This is a genomic window from Tsuneonella flava, from assembly GCF_002870965.1.
Classification (GTDB): Bacteria; Pseudomonadota; Alphaproteobacteria; order Sphingomonadales; family Sphingomonadaceae; genus Tsuneonella; species Tsuneonella flava.
Map to the genome: position 1 here is coordinate 1 of NZ_PHSO01000007.1, position 19,992 is coordinate 19,992.

General features: G+C 61.7%; 20 protein-coding genes. 13 read left to right on the forward strand and 7 right to left on the reverse strand.

Going from position 1 to position 19,992, the window contains the following annotated elements; genetic code table 11:
* The coding region (locus CV013_RS12185) for a type IV secretory system conjugative DNA transfer family protein (protein ID WP_198591872.1) at window positions 1-587 on the reverse strand (587 nt) is incomplete at its 3' end.
* A 205-nt stretch (window positions 588-792) separates the two neighbouring features.
* Here CV013_RS12185 and CV013_RS15730 point away from each other — a divergent pair.
* Complete coding sequence (locus tag CV013_RS15730) at window positions 793-969, forward strand: hypothetical protein (protein WP_198591873.1); 177 nt, start codon at window positions 793-795, stop codon at window positions 967-969.
* A 163-nt stretch (window positions 970-1,132) separates the two neighbouring features.
* Here CV013_RS15730 and CV013_RS12195 read toward each other — a convergent pair whose 3' ends face one another.
* From CV013_RS12195 to CV013_RS12215, 5 genes are read right to left on the reverse strand one after another with little or no spacing between them, the layout of a single operon-like run.
* Entirely contained in the window at window positions 1,133-1,846 is a 714-nt protein-coding gene (locus tag CV013_RS12195; RefSeq protein WP_102155983.1) for an adenylate/guanylate cyclase domain-containing protein, read from the reverse strand.
* Window positions 1,847-1,866: 20 nt separating this feature from the next.
* Window positions 1,867-2,802 (reverse strand): TIR domain-containing protein, encoded by a 936-nt coding sequence (locus tag CV013_RS12200; protein WP_102155984.1) that lies wholly within the window; start codon window positions 2,800-2,802, stop codon window positions 1,867-1,869.
* Window positions 2,803-2,819: 17 nt separating this feature from the next.
* A complete protein-coding gene (locus tag CV013_RS12205; RefSeq protein WP_123639961.1) occupies window positions 2,820-3,542 on the reverse strand; it encodes an E2 domain-containing protein in 723 nt (240 codons plus the stop codon).
* Between the two features lie 6 nt (window positions 3,543-3,548).
* On the reverse strand, window positions 3,549-5,126 hold the full coding sequence (locus tag CV013_RS12210) for an adenylate/guanylate cyclase domain-containing protein (RefSeq protein ID WP_102155986.1): 1,578 nt from the start codon (window positions 5,124-5,126) through the stop codon (window positions 3,549-3,551).
* Window positions 5,127-5,178: 52 nt separating this feature from the next.
* Complete coding sequence (locus CV013_RS12215; protein WP_102155987.1) at window positions 5,179-5,412, reverse strand: DUF2188 domain-containing protein; 234 nt, start codon at window positions 5,410-5,412, stop codon at window positions 5,179-5,181.
* Between the two features lie 131 nt (window positions 5,413-5,543).
* Here CV013_RS12215 and CV013_RS12220 point away from each other — a divergent pair, with 131 nt between their 5' ends.
* The 12 genes from CV013_RS12220 to CV013_RS12275 all read left to right on the forward strand — a co-directional run bounded on the left by CV013_RS12220 (window position 5,544) and on the right by CV013_RS12275 (window position 18,780).
* The gene (locus CV013_RS12220) at window positions 5,544-5,867 is read left to right on the forward strand and encodes a helix-turn-helix domain-containing protein (RefSeq protein WP_102155988.1); all 324 of its coding nucleotides are present in this window, start codon (window positions 5,544-5,546) and stop codon (window positions 5,865-5,867) included.
* Window positions 5,864-6,766 (forward strand): ImmA/IrrE family metallo-endopeptidase, encoded by a 903-nt coding sequence (locus tag CV013_RS12225; protein ID WP_102155989.1) that lies wholly within the window; start codon window positions 5,864-5,866, stop codon window positions 6,764-6,766. Before CV013_RS12220 ends, CV013_RS12225 begins: the two co-directional genes overlap by 4 nt.
* Window positions 6,767-6,958: 192 nt before the next feature.
* The gene (locus CV013_RS12230) at window positions 6,959-7,591 is read left to right on the forward strand and encodes a tyrosine-type recombinase/integrase (RefSeq protein ID WP_102155990.1); all 633 of its coding nucleotides are present in this window, start codon (window positions 6,959-6,961) and stop codon (window positions 7,589-7,591) included.
* Between the two features lie 151 nt (window positions 7,592-7,742).
* Complete coding sequence (kdpF, locus tag CV013_RS12235; protein WP_102155991.1) at window positions 7,743-7,832, forward strand: K(+)-transporting ATPase subunit F; 90 nt, start codon at window positions 7,743-7,745, stop codon at window positions 7,830-7,832.
* Window positions 7,832-9,841 carry a potassium-transporting ATPase subunit KdpB gene (gene kdpB / locus CV013_RS12240; RefSeq protein WP_102155992.1) on the forward strand — a complete coding sequence of 670 codons (2,010 nt, stop codon included), beginning with the start codon at window positions 7,832-7,834 and terminating at the stop codon, window positions 9,839-9,841. Before kdpF ends, kdpB begins: the two co-directional genes overlap by 1 nt.
* A gap of 18 nt (window positions 9,842-9,859) precedes the next feature.
* Window positions 9,860-11,518: a potassium-transporting ATPase subunit KdpA gene (gene kdpA, locus CV013_RS12245; protein ID WP_190276531.1), complete on the forward strand. Its 1,659-nt coding sequence runs from the start codon at window positions 9,860-9,862 to the stop codon at window positions 11,516-11,518.
* 28 nt (window positions 11,519-11,546) lie between these two features.
* Window positions 11,547-12,101, forward strand: a complete 555-nt coding sequence (kdpC, locus tag CV013_RS12250) for a potassium-transporting ATPase subunit KdpC (protein WP_102156230.1) — start codon at window positions 11,547-11,549, stop codon at window positions 12,099-12,101.
* A gap of 11 nt (window positions 12,102-12,112) precedes the next feature.
* Window positions 12,113-14,761: a sensor histidine kinase gene (locus tag CV013_RS12255; protein WP_102155993.1), complete on the forward strand. Its 2,649-nt coding sequence runs from the start codon at window positions 12,113-12,115 to the stop codon at window positions 14,759-14,761.
* Window positions 14,754-15,464, forward strand: a complete 711-nt coding sequence (locus CV013_RS12260; RefSeq protein ID WP_102155994.1) for a response regulator transcription factor — start codon at window positions 14,754-14,756, stop codon at window positions 15,462-15,464. The genes CV013_RS12255 and CV013_RS12260 overlap by 8 nt, the downstream gene beginning before the upstream one ends.
* Window positions 15,465-15,602: 138 nt before the next feature.
* Window positions 15,603-16,439 carry a hypothetical protein gene (locus tag CV013_RS12265; protein WP_102155995.1) on the forward strand — a complete coding sequence of 279 codons (837 nt, stop codon included), beginning with the start codon at window positions 15,603-15,605 and terminating at the stop codon, window positions 16,437-16,439.
* A 150-nt stretch (window positions 16,440-16,589) separates the two neighbouring features.
* Window positions 16,590-17,003, forward strand: coding sequence for a DUF2513 domain-containing protein (locus tag CV013_RS12270; protein ID WP_102155996.1), 414 nt, complete (start codon window positions 16,590-16,592; stop codon window positions 17,001-17,003).
* Between the two features lie 382 nt (window positions 17,004-17,385).
* A complete protein-coding gene (locus CV013_RS12275) occupies window positions 17,386-18,780 on the forward strand; it encodes a hypothetical protein (protein WP_102155997.1) in 1,395 nt (464 codons plus the stop codon).
* A gap of 16 nt (window positions 18,781-18,796) precedes the next feature.
* Here CV013_RS12275 and CV013_RS12280 read toward each other — a convergent pair whose 3' ends face one another.
* Window positions 18,797-19,882 carry a hypothetical protein gene (locus CV013_RS12280; protein ID WP_102155998.1) on the reverse strand — a complete coding sequence of 362 codons (1,086 nt, stop codon included), beginning with the start codon at window positions 19,880-19,882 and terminating at the stop codon, window positions 18,797-18,799.
* Window positions 19,883-19,992: the final 110 nt, after the last annotated feature.

Here is a 19,992-nt window from a genome sequence, read left to right on the forward strand (position 1 = left end):
CAATGCGAAAAGCGCGAGCGCCATCCGGCGGTTAGCTGCCAGTTCTCGCCCTTGATGTCGTGAACTACGGTGCTGCCGGTCCATGACAGCAGCGATGGCACCACCAGTCCGACGCCCTTGCCCGACCGGGTCGGCGCGAAGGCCATGACATGTTCCGGACCATCATGGCGCAGATAATCGCCTCGATAGCGGCCAAGAAACACACCCGCATCACGGAAGAGCCCGGCCTTGCCGATCTCGCTGCGCGACGCCCAGCGTGAAGAACCATAGGTGGTGACATGCCGGTTCTGCCGGGCCCGCCAGAGCGAACCGGCAATCGCCGAAGCGCAACCAAGGAAGCCGCTGGCTCCGGCCAGCATGCCTGCTTTGTCGAAAACCTCCGGCGCATAGGCCTCATAGTGATACCACCATGCAAAGAGCTGCCACGGCCGATAGACCGGATACCCGAATGCCATCACCCACGGCTGACCAAGCTGGGCCTGATAGCCAAGCATGGCAGCCGCCCATTGGGTTGCAGCCCACACGCCCAGAATGACGATAGCAAAAACGGCGAAAATCTGGCCGACAAGCAGCTTGGTGGGGGTCATGAACGAGGCTCCGACTCACGGACCGCAACAGGCGGCGCGAACGAAGCCGAAGCTGGATCAGGTCAAGGGATCAGCGTGATGCCCGCAACCATCCTTGATGGTCCCTTCCCTTCCCGGTCTTCGCCACGAAGGGGATATTGTGAAATGCGCCAGGCGAATGGTTCGTGAGGGGACCTTGAGCTATAAGGTTCTGCTTTCAATGCCTATGACCGCCGACCTGGCCGCTATTCATGATGAAGAATCTGACCGTCGGAACCAATCGTTGGTCACTATCGTCAGGGTGAACCGGAGTGACGTGGTCGTTGGACGATCTGGAAAGGCCGGTTTCTTTGTCTATCTGGCCGGACTTGCCGTTCGTTCATTCGGTGATTGGCGCCGTTGAAGGGAATGTAGTGACGGTCCGGACACTCGACCGACCGTGACAGCCAAGGGTTGGCGCGGTTCACGAGAGCCCGGCCCACAAGGGCGTGGCAATAAGTCATCGGCAGGTATTGAGAGTTAAACGGGGAATTCGCAACGCAGGAAAAGTCCGGCAGCCACGGACATCAAGGCTTTCTGATCACCTTGGTTTTGTAGACAGTTTCTTTAACGTCGCCGACTGTGCGTTCGACACCGACCCACATATCTTTGCCGTCGCCATCGTATTTGGCGCTATCCGAGAGTTTCTTATAGGAACGCGAAGAAATATAGACGCACCAGGGATAGTTTCGCACATCGGAAAGCTTGGCCGAGAATGCCGGTGCCTTTCCTATCCAAATGAGATCGTTATTATTTCTGATGCCAGCGCGAACGGCGCGGGCCACACCCACGTCGATCCCTACGCAGTGGGTGATTTGCAAGTCGTTGTCGCGCACAGATTTAAATTTTTCCCGTGCTTTCGGCGCGATGATCTTTTCAACGACGTAGTCTATCTCTCTTGCGCAGTTCGCAGCGTTGCTGTTTGGCGTGTCTCCAATAAAGACCCCCATCACGCGATCACCGTCGAAGCTGCGAATTTCTCCGCCCCAGGCCCTGATGAGGCGGGTGGCAACGTCAAGATAGGCCCGGATAATCTTCGCCGTCGTTTGCCATTGGCAAACGCGGGCAAGGCGAGACGATCCAGCCAAATCCGCGTAGAGGAACACAGCATCGAGCTTCACGGCACCGTTGCGGAGCGTCACGCTGTCGGAATCCGGCACGGTCCGACCCTCGCGCTCATCCCAGGCGACGGAAAAAATGTCATCGACGGAATCGCTCAACGTATCGACGAAAGAAGACATTCGGACCTCATATCAAGCAATCAGCGGGCGCGCCTGTCGGTGAACACGCCTTCCTTTTCAATATGCTCCTTCGCTTCGATGCAGGCGTTGCGCACCGTGCGCTTCATTTCATCGTCGGAACCGGTCCGATATCGCAACGTGGTCAAACCTGCTGCATCGCTCGGCAAACGAACGCCGTCATCTGCGCAAACCAGAAGCATTGATCGCCGACGCCCCAGCACGCCGAGAGAAATCCCAAATTCAAGATGGACATTGTCGCGAGCAACTTGATGGGTTTCGCCTCGCATGGTGAGGGTGTCATCCGCCCCGACAACGGCAATCGTGAAGTCGGACGATTCAATCGCGTCCATCAGCGAGCTTATGGGATAATCGGAAATGCCGAATGTCCCTTTATCCCACAGTTGAACTGCAATTTCCTTGGAATCGAGATTCCGCACGATTTCATTCGCGACACCGATCTTCTCAGATGACGAAATCACGAAAATTCTGGGATTGTCATTTGTTTGCCCAATGCCCTTGTTTCGCTCGTCAAGCCGTCCTGCGACCACATCAAGCATCCGCTTCAAATAGGCAGGGCTATCGCGCGTAATCTCATCCAGCGCAGTGTGCTTGAGGCGAAGTACTAGCGCCTCGCCGATCGCCGAAACGGTAGCCGTGCGAGGCCGCGCCGGGGATGTACCGGTAAGCTCCCCTACATGCGTGCCAGCCTCGCGTACCGCCTGCGGACGTCCGTTAATGGTGATCTGCATCTTTCCGGCAAGAATGAGAAACAGGTCGTCGTCCCAGTCGCCTTGCTTGATGATGACATCGCCATCGGCAATTTCCTGCAACACCCCAGCGGCAACGATCTGTTCGGCAAGGTCCTTGTCATTCGCGACCAAATCCTGGCTGCAAACCGCTTCTATGAGCCTGCCTTTGTTTTCGTCTCCACTAAATCTATCCAGCAATGCGCCCATAGTATCCTCCAATACTTTCAGCGTAATCCGCACGACTTCATTTTACCGCAACAAGTTTCGCCCAAAGCGCGGGCATCCTGCCAGTATTTTTCAAGATGAAACTTCCTCTTCTGCTCACAAGAGACAAGTTCCAGCATTAGCGTCCGCTTCTTGCAGTCCTTGCGCACAATTGGCCACTTGCGACGACTTTTGTGCTTGCACCCTCTTGGGCATGGTGCCCGACCGTTGATCGGGTTGCCCTTCTTGTCGAAAAAACGAAGATTGGGATCGGTGATCCATGAGGGCTCGCCCAGATAGGCGGCGGCGTATTCCTCTTCAAAGCCAAGCTCGCGTGCCGCAATGAGCGCCTTTTCGTGCCATTCGCCTGCACCGCCATGGTCGAGCGCGTGCGCTGGCGGCCAGATACCTGTCTTTTCGGCAATCGACTGGCAGCAAAGGTACTGTCTTAGTTGCTCCCACCATTGAATGGCCGTCTCGTCCGATACCACTTCGAGAATATGCAGGCCCAGACAAAAGGTCTGATCGCGTTGTATGTGGCGTTCGGGACAACGGGCCGGGAATTTTGTGCCGGGAGATTCTTCCCTAACGCTGAGCGTCGAATATCCCTGTATGTGCAATTTGATGCCGGAGCCCGACCAGAGAGTGCCGGGCACATACGCTGTGCCTACAAGAATCAGCGACGACGATGTTTCTATCGAAAACCAGGCGGGGCGTTTGCCTTCTAAATGACGGGATGGCATGGCCGCTCACAGCTTCGCATGTGCCCTCATTGGCTCGGGTGCGTGCGCGCGCATCGGCTCCGCCTGCACAGACGAAACGTAAGGCGATGCCATTGTTCCCAGAAGCATTGCCGACGCATCATAATCCATGTTGGAAATGACGCGCTCACTCCCAAAGATTTGCCGAACGACGGCAGGCGCAACCGCATAGGCTTTCTCGCCTATCGCGGTTTCCGTTCCTGTGCACCGGCGCTGTTCATTCTCCGAAACGCAGGTGGCGCGGCTTGTCGCAGTCCTGACGCTGGCCGCACCGCGAAGCCCGATGCGGCAGATTGGTGTCGGGCCGAAGTCGATGCCAATGGCAAGGCCGAGGCCCGCGATACCCGGCAAGGCCATCTTGCAAAGATCGAAGGAGGAACGAATACCACCTGCCGCGTTCACTGAGGCACGGATGGAATCCATCTCGTTGGTCTCGCGAGAATTTCCCTCTGCGAGAAGTCCGTGCACACAATCGCCAACGAAGCGTACTTTGCGCCCCCCAAAATCTTCCCGCAGCACAGCAGCCATCTCGGCGCGGAGCACATGCAGATTGGCAACGGCTTCAGCTACATTTCCGGTCTGGATGGCGTGATCCACATAGGCAGTGAAACCGTCGATGTCTGCGAATATCGAAGCCAGTGGCATGCGTATCGCGTTGCTGGGGGGATGCTCGGCAAACACGATGTCCTTGAGCGGCGGTTCCTTATGGTGAAAGCGGAAGGCTGCATCTGAAGCCTGCTCGGGATATTCGCGGCGCTTCATCTGAGCTTCAAAATCAATATAGGCTTTCGCCAGACGCGTGTCGGCATCGAATGTCTGACCTCGGGCACTGACGCCCTCTTGCAGAAACCCTGTTTCCACGGCCTTAGCCAGAGCGGTGAAGGAAGTTGGCGCGTTCTGGTCTCTCGCGTGCTGCACACGATTGCTGAGAAAGATGCCTTCTTTGTCTCCGTCAGCGAGCTTGGCCGCATGGTTTGCAGGGCTACCGATGAAAAGGGGGTCGGGCTCGTCACGCTTGCCGCTATCGATTGCCACTGCCGGACCGCTGTCTATACCGACCCGCATCGCCGTATGAAAATCGGGGAAATCGTTGCCGAGGCGCTCGACCATCTGGCGAAATGCCGCTGCAAACGAGATTGCCTTGCGAATGCGCTCCGGTTCGTTCTCTCGCCCTTCGGGGGTTAGCACGACAGCATGGAGACGTGAGCCGTGGAAATCGACGCGCTGGATTTCAAACTCGTCGATAAGGCTGTCGCAGGCACTGTAGTGTGTATGCAGGAATTCTAAAGCGCGCCGATGGCTCGCTTCGGTCTCAACGCCAGCGTCTTCAAGGACACCGTTGAAATCGATGAGGTTCGCATAGATATGCGCACCGTGCGTTGTGATGGCGCGGTTGCGGGGTACACGAAGAATTGCGAGCTTATCGTCAGTGAGTCCGCCGCTCGCCTTAAGAACTCGCCTTTCACGCAGATACCGGGCAAAATCCTCGACGACAATTTCACCTTGCGGAACGGTCTCTTTGAACCGCTGGATGCGTAGTGCTGCACGTTCCTGATTCCAGGCCATTCTACCTCACTCTCCGCAGCATCACAGGCTGCGCTTTCATTGTTGACCGCAATCAGCCCTTTGGCGGATTGGGATCGTTGCCATGGCTGTCGCTGCTGGCGATGCGGCCATCCTTATTGTGGATGCGGAATTCGGTGCCCTGATTGCGGCTGATCTCGCGACCCCGATCAATAGCTTCCCGCTTGGTGTCCGCATGTACGCTCGCGCGTCCTGCTCCACCCCGTTTCACGTCCCATCCGCCGTTTGGATTCGGTACGACGTGGTGGGACTTCGGCCCTGTGCCCATGAGTTGTGCTCCGTAAAGCTCGCGAGGCACACTTTATACCTCTACTCCGAACATGCTTGCACAGTTGCTATTCGGCAGTCAAGCCTATAAAATACCTCTACACCGAACACGGCAAGGCGGGAGAAGCGGTTTTGGCAAATACCCTTGGGGAAAAGATTCGTAAGTTGCGCAAAGAGAAGGGATTGACGCTGGACAAGCTCGCCGATTTAACGGGGTCGAGCAAAAGCTATATATGGGAGCTGGAAAACAAGAACCCTCCAAGGCCGTCTGCGGAAAAACTCGCAAAAATTGCCGAACAACTTGAAACGACAATCGAGTTTTTACTCGACGAAGGTGATGAACTCTCGCAGGAAGATGCGGCCGATGCGCGTTTTTATCGCCAATATCGAAAGATGGATTCCGCGACGAAGGCAAAAGTGCGTCAGATCATAAAGCTTTGGGATGAGGATACATGACCAAGAGCTGGTCGCCGCAACGCTGGGCAAACTCCATCACGACAATGCTCAATGCAGTGTACGGCGATGCACCGGAGCGTTTTCCGGTCAATATTCCACAGCTCGCCAAGGAATATTCAAAGCAGCGTTTCCCTGACGACCCGATCACGCTGGTGAAGGGTGCGTCCTTGCCGGGGTTCGATGGCGCGCTCTACCGCGCCCCATCGGCGAAGAAAGGTTGGGGGATCGTTTACAACGATGCGATCAGGTCGCCAGGCCGGATCAATTTCACGCTGGGACATGAGTTCGGTCACTACCTGCTTCACCGCCTTGCATATCCCGATGGGATGGAATGCGGCGACCAGGACATGGTGCGCTGGGACAGCGAATACGCACAGATCGAGCAACAGGCTAACGCATTTGCCGTCGGCGTGCTTATGCCTCTCGATGATTTCCGCAGACAAATCGACCCAAAAGCGAAACCCACCCTTGATGAGATCGGCGCTTGCGCTGCGAGATACGACGTTTCGCTGATAGCGGCGACGTTATGTTGGCTTCAATTCACCGAGCGCCGGTCCGTGCTCGTCGTTTCGCGAGACGGCTATATTCTTTGGGCAAGATCGAGTGATCGCGCGCTCAAGACCGGTGCATATTTCAAGACGGTTGGCCGCCCACCGATTGCGGTGCCCGCTCTGTCCCTCGCCGCGCGCTCCGATCCTCTGAATAGCAAGGGCGCAATCGAGCATGGCGCAGACGTATGGTTTGCCGAGCCATGCGGGGAAATCGCCCTCGTCTCCGACCACTACGATTTCACGATCTCGCTGCTGCATCTTGGTCGAGCCGAAAAGCGGACGTGGATGGACGAAGACGAGATTGAAGATTCCTTCGGCCTGATGCAGCGCAAGTTGCGCATTGAATAGGGGCGTGGGCAACGATGGCTTTGTCCCCAGATCTGGTCAGTCGGTCCACCATGAGAGCTTGATGAACAAACGGAAGCTTTCGAGAAGCCAATTTGAACGGCTGAACGACGGCTATGTTGGCGAGTGCGGCGGCGTGCAGCGTCTGCGTCCGGCAAACTCGGATCGGCCTATTCCGGCCATCGGAGAACTATCATGGGACATTCAGACCTAGACCCCGCCGTCCACGAGCGGCACCCTTGGAATGCCGGACAGAACGTGGGGCAGAAGCGCCCGCTGAAACTGCGCGATATCTGGGCAATCCGCTTTTATCTCGACGAAAACAAGCGTCTGCGCGACCGAGCGCTATTCGACCTGGCGATAGACAGCAAGTTGCGTGGCTGCGATCTGGTCAAGATCAGGATAGGCGACCTGATGAGCGCAGGTTCATTTCGTGACCGCGCGACGATCATCCAGCAGAAGACCGGCCGGCCTGTGCAATTCGAGATCATGCCAGAAGCGCGCAAGAGCCTGACAGCATGGCTTGACCGGCGCGGCGGAACCATCCGCGACTTCGTATTTCCAAGCAGGATCGATTATCTCGGTCACTTGAGTACCCGGCAATATGCCCGCCTCGTCGACGAATGGGTGGCGACGGTCGGCCTCGACAAGCGGGAGTATGGTACGCACTCCATGCGACGGACGAAGGCTTCGCTGATCTACAAGGCCACCGGGAACCTGCGAGCCGTCCAGATCCTACTCGGCCATACCAACATCGAAAATACCGTCAGATATTTGGGAGTCGATGTCGATGACGCTCTGACTTTGTCAGAGCGAACTGAGATCTGACCCCTTGCCGGTCTTTGGCGCCGTCAAGGGCCGGCCACGCCGGCTACATCAGATGATTTTCACGCAAGTTTAACGCGCGATCGCCCCAGCGCCCGGCGAAATTTCACGCGGCCTGCGGGCATGAGGGGCTCCGACTGAAAGGAGCCTTTCCATGACTTTCGACCTCGTCCTTGCCGGCCTCGTCGCGCTCGGCCTGCTGGGCTATCTCACGGCGGTGCTGATCAAGCCGGAGCGCTTCTGATGCAGAGCGCTTCGCTGTTCGAGCGCGCGCTCGTCGTTCCGGCGATGCGCGATGCCGTGTTCAAGCTCGATCCGCGCACGATGGTGCGCAACCCGGTGATGTTCACCACGGCCGTGGTCGCCACAGTCGCGACGGTCATTCTCGTGCGCAACCTCTCCGCCGGCACCGGCGACCCGCTGTTCGAGGGGCAGCTGGTGTTCTGGCTCTGGCTTACCGTCCTGTTCGGCAACTTCGCCGAGGCGCTGGCCGAAGGCCGCGGCAAGGCCCAGGCGCAGTCGCTCCGCCAGACCAAGGACCAGCTCGTCGCGCTGCGCATCGGCAGGAACGGCGCGACCGAGCAGATCCCCGCGACGCAGCTACGCTTCGGCGATCTGGTGCTTGTCTGCGAGGGCCAGCAGATCCCGGCCGACGGCGAGGTCGTTGCCGGCGTCGCCTCGGTCAACGAGGCGGCGATCACCGGCGAGAGCGCGCCGGTCATTCGCGAGGCCGGCGGCGATCGCTCGGCGGTGACGGCGGGCACCACCGTCATCTCCGACGAGATCCGGGTGAAAGTCACGGCCGAGCCCGGCAGCGGCTTCCTCGACCGGATGATCGCGCTCGTCGAAGGCGCCAGCCGGCAGAAGACGCCCAACGAGATCGCGCTGACGATCCTGCTCACCGGGCTCACCCTGATCTTCCTCGTCGCCGTCGGCACCCTCCCCGCTTTCGCCGCCTATGCTGGCGGTTCGATCGCGGTGCCGGTGCTGATCGCGCTGTTCGTGGCACTGATCCCCACCACCATTTCCGGCCTGCTCTCGGCCATCGGCATCGCCGGGATGGACCGCCTGATCCGCTTCAACGTGCTCGCCAAGTCGGGCCGCGCGGTCGAGGCGGCGGGCGATATCGGCACGCTGCTGCTCGACAAGACCGGGACCATCACCATTGGCGACCGGCAGGCGAGCGAGTTCGTCCCGCTGCCCGGCGTGGCCGAAGCTGACCTGGTCGCGGCGGCACGCCTTTCCAGCCTCGCCGATACCACCCCCGAGGGACGCTCCATCGTCGCGCTGGCTGGCGGCGGCGAGGACCTGCCGGCCAATGCAGAACCCGTGCCGTTCTCGGCACAGACGAGAGTCAGCGGGATCGACCTTCCGGAGAGGATCATCCGCAAGGGTGCGGTCGATGCGGTACTCAAACTCGGCGCCCACCCCGAGGCCGCGGTCGCCGACCTGCGCAGGATCACAGACAGGATCGCGCAGGCCGGCGGCACCCCGCTGGCAGTGGTCGAGAACGACCGGCTGCTCGGCGCGATCCACCTCAAGGACGTGATCAAGGCCGGCATCCGCGAGCGCTTCGTGGAACTGCGGCGCATGGGCATCCGCACGGTGATGATCACCGGTGACAACCCCCTGACGGCCGCCGCCATCGCCGCCGAGGCGGGGGTCGACGACTTCCTCGCCGAGGCGACTCCCGAGGACAAGCTCGCCTACATCCGCAAGGAACAGGCCGAGGGCAAGCTCGTCGCCATGTGCGGCGACGGCACCAACGATGCCCCCGCTCTCGCCCAGTCCGACGTCGGCGTGGCGATGAACACCGGCACGCAGGCCGCGCGCGAGGCTGGCAACATGGTCGATCTCGACAGCGATCCGACCAAGCTGATCGAGGTCGTGGGCATCGGCAAGCAGCTGCTGATGACGCGCGGCAGCCTCACCACCTTCTCCATCGCCAACGACGTAGCGAAGTATTTCGCCATCCTGCCGGCGATCCTGGTGGTGCTCTATCCGGCGCTGGGTGCGCTCAACGTTATGGGGCTGTCGAGCCCGTCGAGCGCGATCCTCTCGGCGATCATCTTCAATGCGATCATCATCCCGCTGCTGGTGCCGCTGGCGCTCCAGGGTGTGCGATACCGCCCGATGCCGGCCGCGAGCCAGCTGCTGCGCAACCTCGCCATTTACGGCGCCGGCGGCGTGATCGCCCCCTTCATCGGCATCAAGCTCATCGACATCGCCGTGGCCGCCCTCGGCCTCGCTTAAGCGGCGAAAGGATCCATCATGTTCACAGCCATCCTGACAGTCATCCTCATCGTCGGCGGCACCGCGTTGCTGGCCTGGCCGCTCGGCAAGTACATGGCCGCCCTGTTTTCCGGTCGCTTCGCCGCCGCGGACGGCATCTTCACCCGCGCGGTCGGCGGCGCTCCGGCGCAGGACTGGAAGCAGTACTCGCTCGCGCTGATCGCCTTCAACGCGCTGATGTTCGTGTTCGTCTTCGCGATGCTGGCGCTCCAGCACGCGCTGCCGCTCAATCCCGACGGGCAGGGTCCGGCGAGCCTGGACCTGGTGTTCAACACCGCCTCCAGCTTCACGACCAACACCAACCTACAGCACTATTCCGGCGAAAGCACCTGGAGCTATCTCGCCCAGCTCGGCGGGCTGATGTGGCTGCAATTCGTCTCCGCCGCCACCGGGATCGCGGCGCTAGCGGCCTTGGCGCGCGGCATCGGCGAGCAGGCCAGCATGGGCAACTTCTTCCTCGACCTCCAGCGGGCGTCGTTCTGCGTCCTGCTCCCCCTGGCGATAATCGTCGCCTGCTTCATCGCCCTGCGCGGCGTTCCGATGACCTTCGACGGGGCGGCCACGGTCACCACGCTCGAAGGCGCGGTGCAGACCATCGCGCGCGGGCCGGCCGCGGCCTTCGTCGCGATCAAGCAGCTCGGCACCAACGGCGGCGGTTTCTTCGGCCCGAACTCGACCCATCCGCTGGAGAACGCGGATTTCTGGACCAATTGCTTCCAGATGGTCTCGCTGATCATCATCCCGATGGCCTGCGTGTGGATGTTCGGGCGGATGATCGGCCGCATCAAACACGCTGGTGTCGTGTTCGGCGTCATGGCGGTGCTGCTGCTGGTCAAGATGACCGCGGCGATCGGCTTCGAGACGGCGCCTACCCAGGCCTTCGCCGACCTGCCGGTGGCGCAGGATGTCGGCAATCTGGAGGGGAAGGAACTGCGCCTCGGCGCCACGACCGGCCCGCTGTGGGCGGTGCTGACCACCTCGACCAGCAACGGCTCGGTCGGCGCGATGCACGACAGCCTCAACCCGCTCACCGGTCTGGTGCCGATGGCGGGCATGTGGCTCAACGAGACGTTCGGCGGCGTGGGCGTGGGCATGATCAACATGTTCCTCTACATCATGGTCGCCGTGTTCGTGGCCGGCATGATGGTGGGCCGCACGCCGGAATACCTCGGCCATAGGGTGGAGGGGCGCGAGATGCGCCTCGCGGTGCTGGCGCTGATCAGCCATCCGGTGCTGATCCTCGGCGGCACGGCGCTGTTTGCGGCGACCGCCTGGGGCGCAGGCACGCTCAACAATGCCGGGGCCCACGGATTTTCGGAGATCCTCTACGAGTTCAGCTCGGCCGCCGCCAACAACGGCTCCGGTTTCGAAGGATTGGGCGACAACACCGTGCCGTGGAACATCGCCACCGGCCTGGTCATGCTGATCGGCCGCTACCTGCCGATCATCGTCCCGCTCGCCATCGTCGGCTCGCTGATGGCCAAGCGCCGCAGTGCCGAAAGCGCGGGCACGCTGAGCGTGGAAGGCGGCACCTTCGGCGTCATGCTCTTCATCACCATCCTCATCTTCGGCGCGCTGACTTTCTTCCCCGCCGCCGCGCTCGGACCCGTAGCCGAACACCTGACGCTGATGCGCTGACATGGCCACGAGACAAGGAACCGACACGATGACCTACCTTCTCCCTTCGCTCCGCCTCTGGCTCGTGACCATGCTGGTCTGCGTGGTCGGCTACGCGGCGCTCGTCTACGGCCTGGCGCAGACGTTCGCCCCATACCGGGCCAACGCCTCGATCATCGAGGTGGACGGCCGGGCCGTGGGCAGCGAACTCGTGGCGCAGGACTTCACCTCGGCCGGCTACTTCTGGCCGCGGCCCTCGGCGGCGGATTACGACGGAATGGGCGCGGCGGGGAGCAACCTGTCCCCCACCAGCCAGGACCTTGCCGCGCGCGCCGCTGAAACCGTCGCCCGCTACGGCGCGACGCCCGACAATCCGATCCCGGCCGATCTGGTGGCCGCGTCGGGCGGCGGCCTCGATCCGCACATCTCGCTCGCCGGTGCGCTCTACCAGGCCGAACGCGTTGCCGAAGCGCGAGGGCTGCCAGTCGGGCGGGTTCGGGATCTGGTGCAGGATGCGGCTTTCGCGCCAGGATCGATCTTCGCGCCGGAGCCGATCGTCAACGTGCTGCAGCTCAATCTGGCGCTCGACCGCCTCGCCCAGTAGGAACGGGTGCAATGAACCATGGTCAGCCCGATCGCGATGCGGAGCGCTTCCTCAAGCTGGCGCAAAGCGAGGAGCGCGGTCGGCTGACTGTCTATCTCGGCGCTGCGCCCGGAGTCGGCAAGACCTATCGCATGCTGCAGGACGCGGCGCGGCGGCTGGCGGACGGTCTGGACGTCGTGGTCGGCGTTGCGGAGACGCACGGACGCAGCGAAACCGCCGCGCTGCTGGAGCCGCTCGAAGTCCTGCCGCGCCATGCAGTCGAATACGAGGGGCATCGTCTCGAGGAGTTCGACATCGATGCGGCGCTGGAGCGGCGCCCCCAACTGATCCTGGTCGACGAACTGGCGCATACCAACGTCCCCGGCAGCCGCCATCCCAAGCGCTGGCAAGACGTCGCCGAATTGCTCGTCGCCGGCATAGATGTTGCCACCACGATCAACATCCAGCACATCGAGAGCCTCAACGACGTCGTTGCGGGGTTCACGCACATACGCGTGCGCGAAACGGTGCCCGACAGCATCCTCGACAAGGCCGAGCTGATCGTCGTCGACCTGCCGCCCGAAGCGCTGATCGAGCGGCTGGAGGCGGGGAAGGTCTACCTGCCCGACACGGCGGGCCGCGCGCTGGCGAACTTCTTCACCCCCACCAAGCTCGCGGCCCTACGCGAAATGGCATTGCGCTTTGCGGCGCGCAGCGTTGACCGCCGCCTCGCCGACCGGCTCGAAATCGGCGGCGAGAAGACCTCGCTCGCGGCCGGAGACCGGCTCATGGTTGCCGTCAGCCCCGGCAAAGGCGGGGCGCGCGTGGTGCGCCAGGCCAAGCGCATCGCCGATATGGTCCATGCCCCATGGACGGCGGTCGTGGTTGAGAGCGGCAGCGCGCGCGGAATACGGGGCGGCCAGCGAGAACAGCTCGCGGACAATCTCGCGCTCGCGTCCTCGCTCGGCGCATCGCTGATGACCGTCGCGGCGACCGACGTGGGACAGGCGCTGGTGGACCAGGCCGAGGAGCTCGGCGCGAGCCAGATCGTGATCGGCAAGAGCCGTCGCAGCCGGTGGTTCGAGTGGCGCCACGGCTCGATCGCGCAGGACGTGATCCGCAAGGCGCGCGGCGTGGCGGTTCACGTGGTGCCGCTGGACGAAGCCGACGAAAAGCCGGAACGGGTGCTGGATCCGCATCCCTACCGCGACCCCGGGCTGGCGCTGATCCTCGTCGGCGCCACCGTCGCGCTGATCCAGGCGCTTGGCGGGTGGATATCGCCCAGCGCCGTCGACTTGCTGCTGCTGTTGCCGGTGATCGCCTCGGCCACGCTGCTGCGCATGAGCGGGGCGATCTGGTCGGCCATCTGGGCTGCGCTGGCCTACAACTTCTTCTTCACCGAGCCGTACCACACGCTCGACATCTACAGCACCGCGGACGTGGTCACCTTCATGGTCCTGGCAGTCGTGGCGAGTGTGATCGGCGCCTTGGCCGGGCGCGTGCGCCGCCAGGCACAAACGAGTGCAGGCGTCGCCCGGCTCAACGCGGCCCTGGCCCGTTTTGCGGGGCTTATGGGGGGACTGTCGGACCACGAGGAGACGGCGCGAGTGGCGTGCCGCGAGATCGGCAGTCTGCTCGACGTGGAGGCGATCATCGTCGCACTCGAGGGTGATTGCGTGAACGTGCGCGGCAATCCGAACCATACCCGGCTCGACATGGTGGACGAGGCGGCCGCGCGCTGGGCGCTCGAGAAGGGAGAGTCGACCGGTCGCGACACCGGCACGCTCAACGCCTCGGACTGGCAGTTTCATCCGCTCAAGACCGCGCTCGGCACGATGGGCGCGCTGGGCATCGCCCGTGCCTCGCAGCAGCGCGTGATCCGGCCCGACGATGCCACCCTTCTCGCCTCGCTCGTCGACCAGACCGCGCTGGCACATGAGCGGCTGGTGCTCGAGGCCGAGGCGCGCCAGGTCGATACCTTGCGCGAGCGCGACCGACTGAGAGGGGCGCTGCTCGGCAGCATCGCGCACGATCTTCGGACGCCGCTCACGGCGATCATCGCGGCGGCCGAGGCCGTTCCGGCAGAAGGTGCCTTCGCGGAGGAAGTCCGGATCGCCCGCAGCGAGTCCCGCCGCCTCCAGCGCTTCCTCAACGACCTGCTGGAAGCCTCGCGGATCGAACACGGCACGATCGAGCCCCGGTGGGAGAGCGTCGATCTGACCGATGTGATCAACGCGGTGCTTCGCGATCTGCGGCAGGATTGCCCGGGCGCGCGGGTGAAGACAGCCATCGATGCCGATTGCCAGCTGGTCAGGACCGACCCGGTGCTGCTGCGGCACGTCCTGATCAACCTGATCGACAACGCGCTCAAGTTCTCGCCGCCGGACAGCAAGGTGACCGTCGAACTCGAATGCAACGAAGCCACCGCGACATGCCGGGTGCTCGACCGCGGCCCCGGTCTTCCGGCAGAGCGGGAAGCGCTGTTCGACCGGTTCCACCGGCTCGAGGGCGGCGACCGGGTGGGCGGCTCCGGTCTGGGCCTGTGGATCGCCAAGAACTTCACCGAGGCGATTGGCGGCGCTATCTCCGCCGCCAACCGGGAAGGCGGCGGGGCCACCTTTGCCGTCGCGCTGCCGGCGGGCGGCACCGCACCGGGGAAAGGTCGAAGCGAGAATGCGTAAGGAGGTCCTGATCGTCGACGACGAGCCGGCCATTCGCCGGCTTCTCGTCAGCGCGCTCGATCGTAGCGGGATCACCCATGCAGAAGCGGCAAACGCGGGGGAGGGACTGCGTCTCGCAGCCGTCGAGCCGCCCCCTCTGGTAGCGTTGCTCGATCTCGGATTGCCCGATCGCGACGGCCTCGAAATCGTCCCCCAACTGGCCGGGTTAGGGCTTTCGGTGATCGTGCTGACCGCGCGCGATGCGACCGATGAGAAGGTCGCCGCTCTCGATCTGGGAGCGGACGACTTCGTGACGAAACCTTTCGACAGCGAGGAACTCCTCGCCCGCGTCCGCTCGGCGCTGCGGCGCAAGGCCGGCCCACTCGCCACTGCTCACACGCGCGAATTTGATGAAGGCATGATCGACCGGGAATCACACCGGGTTGTGCTGCGCGGCGAGCACATCGAGCTTACCCCGCGCGAGTTCAACCTTCTCTGGGCACTCGCCGATCGACCCGGGCGCGTCGTCACGCATGAATCCTTGCTCGAGACTGTCTGGGGCCCCGCCCATCGGCGGGACCTCGACTATCTGCGCGTCGCGGTTCGTTCTCTGCGCCGCAAGATGGAGCTCGATCCAAGCAGCCCTCGGCTCCTGATCAACGAACCTGGAGTGGGTTACCGTCTAGCAGCACCCGAGGCCGAGGGTCTGAAGGGCTCTCGCTGAAGAAAGGGTTGAGCCCGCGCTATTGGCCTCGTTCGGGCCATTTCCCGGCCATGAATGTACGGCAGGAATCAGGTGTGCCGTTGCCCCCCTGTGAACGACCGCTATGTCGGCGTTAGGTGCAGCAATTAGGGAAGAAATTTGGGCAAGTGCAAACTCACTGGCGATGAAGGGCCGTTTGTAAAAGCCCACATTATCCCCAAGGCTTTGACCTATCCGGCGACCAAGGGCCTGCCGTTTGCGCAGTCTGGGCGCGACTATGCCCCCAAAAAGCGCTGGGATAGCTGGTACGACCCGGAACTCGTTACCGCCAAGGGCGAGAAGATCCTAACCGACCTCGACACATGGGCGATCGAGGAGCTCCGCAAGCACAAGCTTATCTGGAAATCATGGGGTGGAGGCGCCTCTCTTGATAGTGCTGACCATCATCCGCTGCCCGACTCTTCTCACGGCGTGCGCATAATCGAAGGGTTAGACACCGGACGCCTGAGGCTCTTTCTTCTCAGCGTTCTTTGGCGTGCAGCCGCCAGCACCATGCACGAGTTCGCGGAAGTCCGGATCAGCGCGTCGAACATGCGGCGGCTCCGGCGCATGATCCTAGAGGGAAATTCTGAGCCAGCGCATTTCTTCCCGGCAAGTTTGACACAACTTTCCACGATCGGCGCGATCCATAACATGGCTCCCATCGCACAACGCAAGATCGCCGATGTGCGACAGCCTCACGGGAAAACCATTCCCATTTTTCGTTTCTACCTAGACGGACTGATCGCGCATTTTCACCAGGAGTCATCTCCCACGGAAGTTGCTTCGCTCGGCCCCATGTTGCTGGGCACAGAGCCGAGAGTAGCAGTCACAACAGTGACATTTGAGGCGTCATGGGAACGATTGAATCTCAGCGAGCTGATGCGTGAGGCGTTTGAGCGCTGGCCGGAACGCATGCGGAGGATTCCTGGGTTTCGGGACGTCTGGCAGGAATAGGGGCCGTCGCCGACATTAACCCCGAGGTTTACCCGATCGCCTATAGGCGGCTGGCTGGGAAACTGAGGTGTCTGCGGCGCGGCCTATACTGCAACAGCGCCGACACGCGCACGGACGAAGAAATCCATTTCAACTGGAAAGGACAAAACTATGGGCGCCCCATTCGTTCGCGACATGGACCTCATCCGCAGCCTGCTGCTGGAGATCGAAGATGGAAAGCGCGTGTTCGAGACAATCAGCGACGTCGATGTCGAAGCCCTCGGTCTCGATCCGGGCGAAGGGATACCTGCCGCCGAGTCTGCTCGCCTAGAATATCATCTAGAGCTGCTGGCAGATGCCGGTTTCATTGAGGTCAATCGCTTGAATGGCGGTGTCTGGCGCATCAAAACCCTCACTTGGGCCGGTCAGGAGTTTCTCGGCTCGATACGGGACGGAAAAGTTTGGAAACAAGCCAAGGCGGGCGCGGCGAAAGTCGGAAATAATAGCATCACGTTTGTCTGGGAGCTCGCCAAAGCCTACGGAAAGCAGCTTGCGGTCGAGAAATTAGGAATAACTCTCGGGTAAATTGGCGGCCTAGTCGGGCAATCCGCTCTATCTGTCCGCCCCGGTTACTTTATGAATGACAGGAAGGTTTAGAGGAACCGTTTCAAGCCGCCGAATGCCGCCATTGTCGGCGGCTGCCGACCAGATATTGCCGTTCACGGCAGCGCCATGACCGTCCGCTTCAGACATAAGCTGCCGATAGGCGACGCATGTCGAACGCTATGGCCGCTCGTAGTCCAATCCATTATCGTGGGAAGCATCAGGGCAGGACGTCCAAGTAGTTCAGGAAGTTCGGTATGACGGATGCGCAAGATATCGTCAGTGAATATGAAGCAGCCGCACTCGTCGCCATGTCTCCTGACCTGCAGCGGCATGTCGATCAGATTGATCCGAGGGACTATCGGTGAGCGCTGCAGGACGAGGCTCGGGAGGCAAGCAGCGGAATTTTGAGATACCTGAGGACTTCTTCGACTTTGAAGGTGAGCGGCCTGAGTATTGGCAGGACAATCCCGATGTCCGTCGCGCGGTGGAGTGGCTGCGTAGCTTCATCGAACCGGCCGAATGGCGTCGCAGGCGTCTCGCGGCCGCCCAGCGAGTCTATCAACTCATCATCAACGGAGCCGAAACAGGGACCGCTGGCCGCTTTTTCGATGAGAAGGACAGCTTCGCCTATCACCTATTCCTCGCTGAGGCTTCGATCGATCATGTCTGGAACTATGATCCCGTTTTCGGCTCTCGTGTGGTGCCGGTGTTCGCATCCATCGGACGCAACGTCGACCTGTTAAAGGAAGTCGGCGGGATCGCCGATCGGATTGAAAGGATGGTTGGTGCCGAAAGGGCGCAGCCGAACGGACCATTCTTTGAACTGCTCGTGGCTGCCGCCTATGGGCGTGCTGGCGGGACGGTCGAGTTTGTCCCAGAGCAGCGAGGAGGTCCGCGCACTCACGACATGGACGTGAAGCTGCATGGCCGCGACTACGCAGTCGAATGCAAGCGCATGGAGGTGAGTGAATTTGGCGAGCGTGAGCGCGCGCGCGTCCGCGCGCTCTGGGGGCCGTCGGCTGCCCACCTAGCCAGCATCATGTGCAGCACCTTTGCTCAGGTCGAATTCCGGGTTGCGGTCGCGAATTTGCCGGACAACTATCTGACCCAAAGGACTAAGGCCTGGCAGCTGTCTTCCTGCGAGGACTTCGAATGGGAGGACGAACACGGTCGAGGCAGGATTGAGCGTCTGGATCTCGGCTCGCTCCAGAAGGAGCTCGAGAACAGCATGATACTCAATGGCAGTACACGGCTCGCCGAGCTTCTTACCGGTCGCTACAAGCGTCACCAAAGCATGATCAGCTCCCTCCGGATCCAGTTCGCGGACAATCCGCGCTACATTGCAGAATGCGACTACGCGACGATACTGGAGTGGACGCCGCTCGCGCCCGCCTCGATCTCGGGGCGGGCACGCGACGTTCTGCGCAAGGTCGCGGATGGCCTCGGTCAGCTTCCTCTGGACCGTCCCGGTGTGATCCATGTGGGGTTCGAAGCGGTCGAGGGGGACAGCGTCGAGGCGTTGCGATACGATCGCATCGGCGCCTCCATGGCCGATTTTGACCCTGGAGAGCGACCGCTAGAATACGTCTACACTCACTTCCTCGCGCCCGAGAGCCCGCCGGATCAAGGATGGGCCTTCGATGAGACCACGGACTGGCGCGCCATCCGCCCCACGGCACCGCCGCCGCTCTTTCAGTCCTTCCTAGTGTTGGATGCCGAGGCGGAGCAGCGCCTGGGCGGACACTGGAAGCCGTAGCCGGAGATGAGCCGGTTCAGTTGGTCTCGTCCGGCTTTGACATCTGGAGATGGTCGTGCAGGAACTCGCCGTCGGCGTCGAACAGAAAGCTGATCTCGCCCGCCGCCAGTCCCGCCATCACCTCCTCGGTCGTCTTGCCCAGGATCGGCGGGGGCGTTCGGAACGCGCCCTCCATGAGATGGCCGAACAGCCCGCGATCATATCTCCGGAAGATGGCTGCGGCATCCGTCGTTCCGCCGATCGTCACGTGATTTCGGTCGGCCGACACATGCGTCCAGAAGCGAGGACGATTCTCGAGGTCGAGATTCGCCATAGCGAAGTGGACGGCGAGTTCGCGCGCCTGCACGGGGCTCACAGCGCCCATAATTCGTTCGATCACCCATCGCACGCGATTGGTCGCTGCGTGTGAATCGTCGAACACCGCGATCATTCCGGTTTGGCCTAGCTGGAGATAGAGAGTCTGCGCCTCGGTGAAGGTGTGAAGATCAAAGTCGCAGTCGCCGCCATCGACGGGGAACACGAACATGGATCCCATTGCATTGAGCTCGACATCGGCATCGATGTGAAAGGCCCGCGCCACCGCATGGACGTGGTGCATGTGCTCCCAGACGTAGTCTGCCGAGATCGTGGCGTCTCCCTTGCGGCGGTCGAGATGCATCCTCATCCGCCGATCGTTCAAGTGGAGCTTGAGGAAAATGAGCGCCATCCACGTGTACGGCAGGAGGCCCCCGTGCGCGGCCACGTGATCCTGTATCGCCCCTGGACCGGCCTTCACCAGAGCAGACATGTCACTTTCGAGGGCGCGCGACATCTCCGAATTGCATCGCTCGCAACACGGGATGGTGTAGTTTCCATAAAGCGTTGGCGTGCCGTTGGGCAGCGTGATCTTCAGCTTGTGCAGGTCGAAGGCGTGCAGCACCCAGTTCGGGACGATATGCTCGTCGTTGAACGCCGCTTCCGCGCGCGTTCGTCCGCAGATGAAGCAAGCCCGCCCTTCGCAGATCGTCTCGACGAAGTCCGACCAAGAGAAGAGTACGACCTCGCCAGTTTGATTGCGGATCGAGACATCCGTGGTTGCGGGATAGGAAGAAGTAGGACTCATTTCAGGTTCCGATCGCAAGTCCAATGGTCGAGAGGGGGCCTCTAAAGACTGGTCGGGCAAACGCTAAATGTCGGCTCCTGACAAGATCCCTCGTTCGACATGTTGCTAGG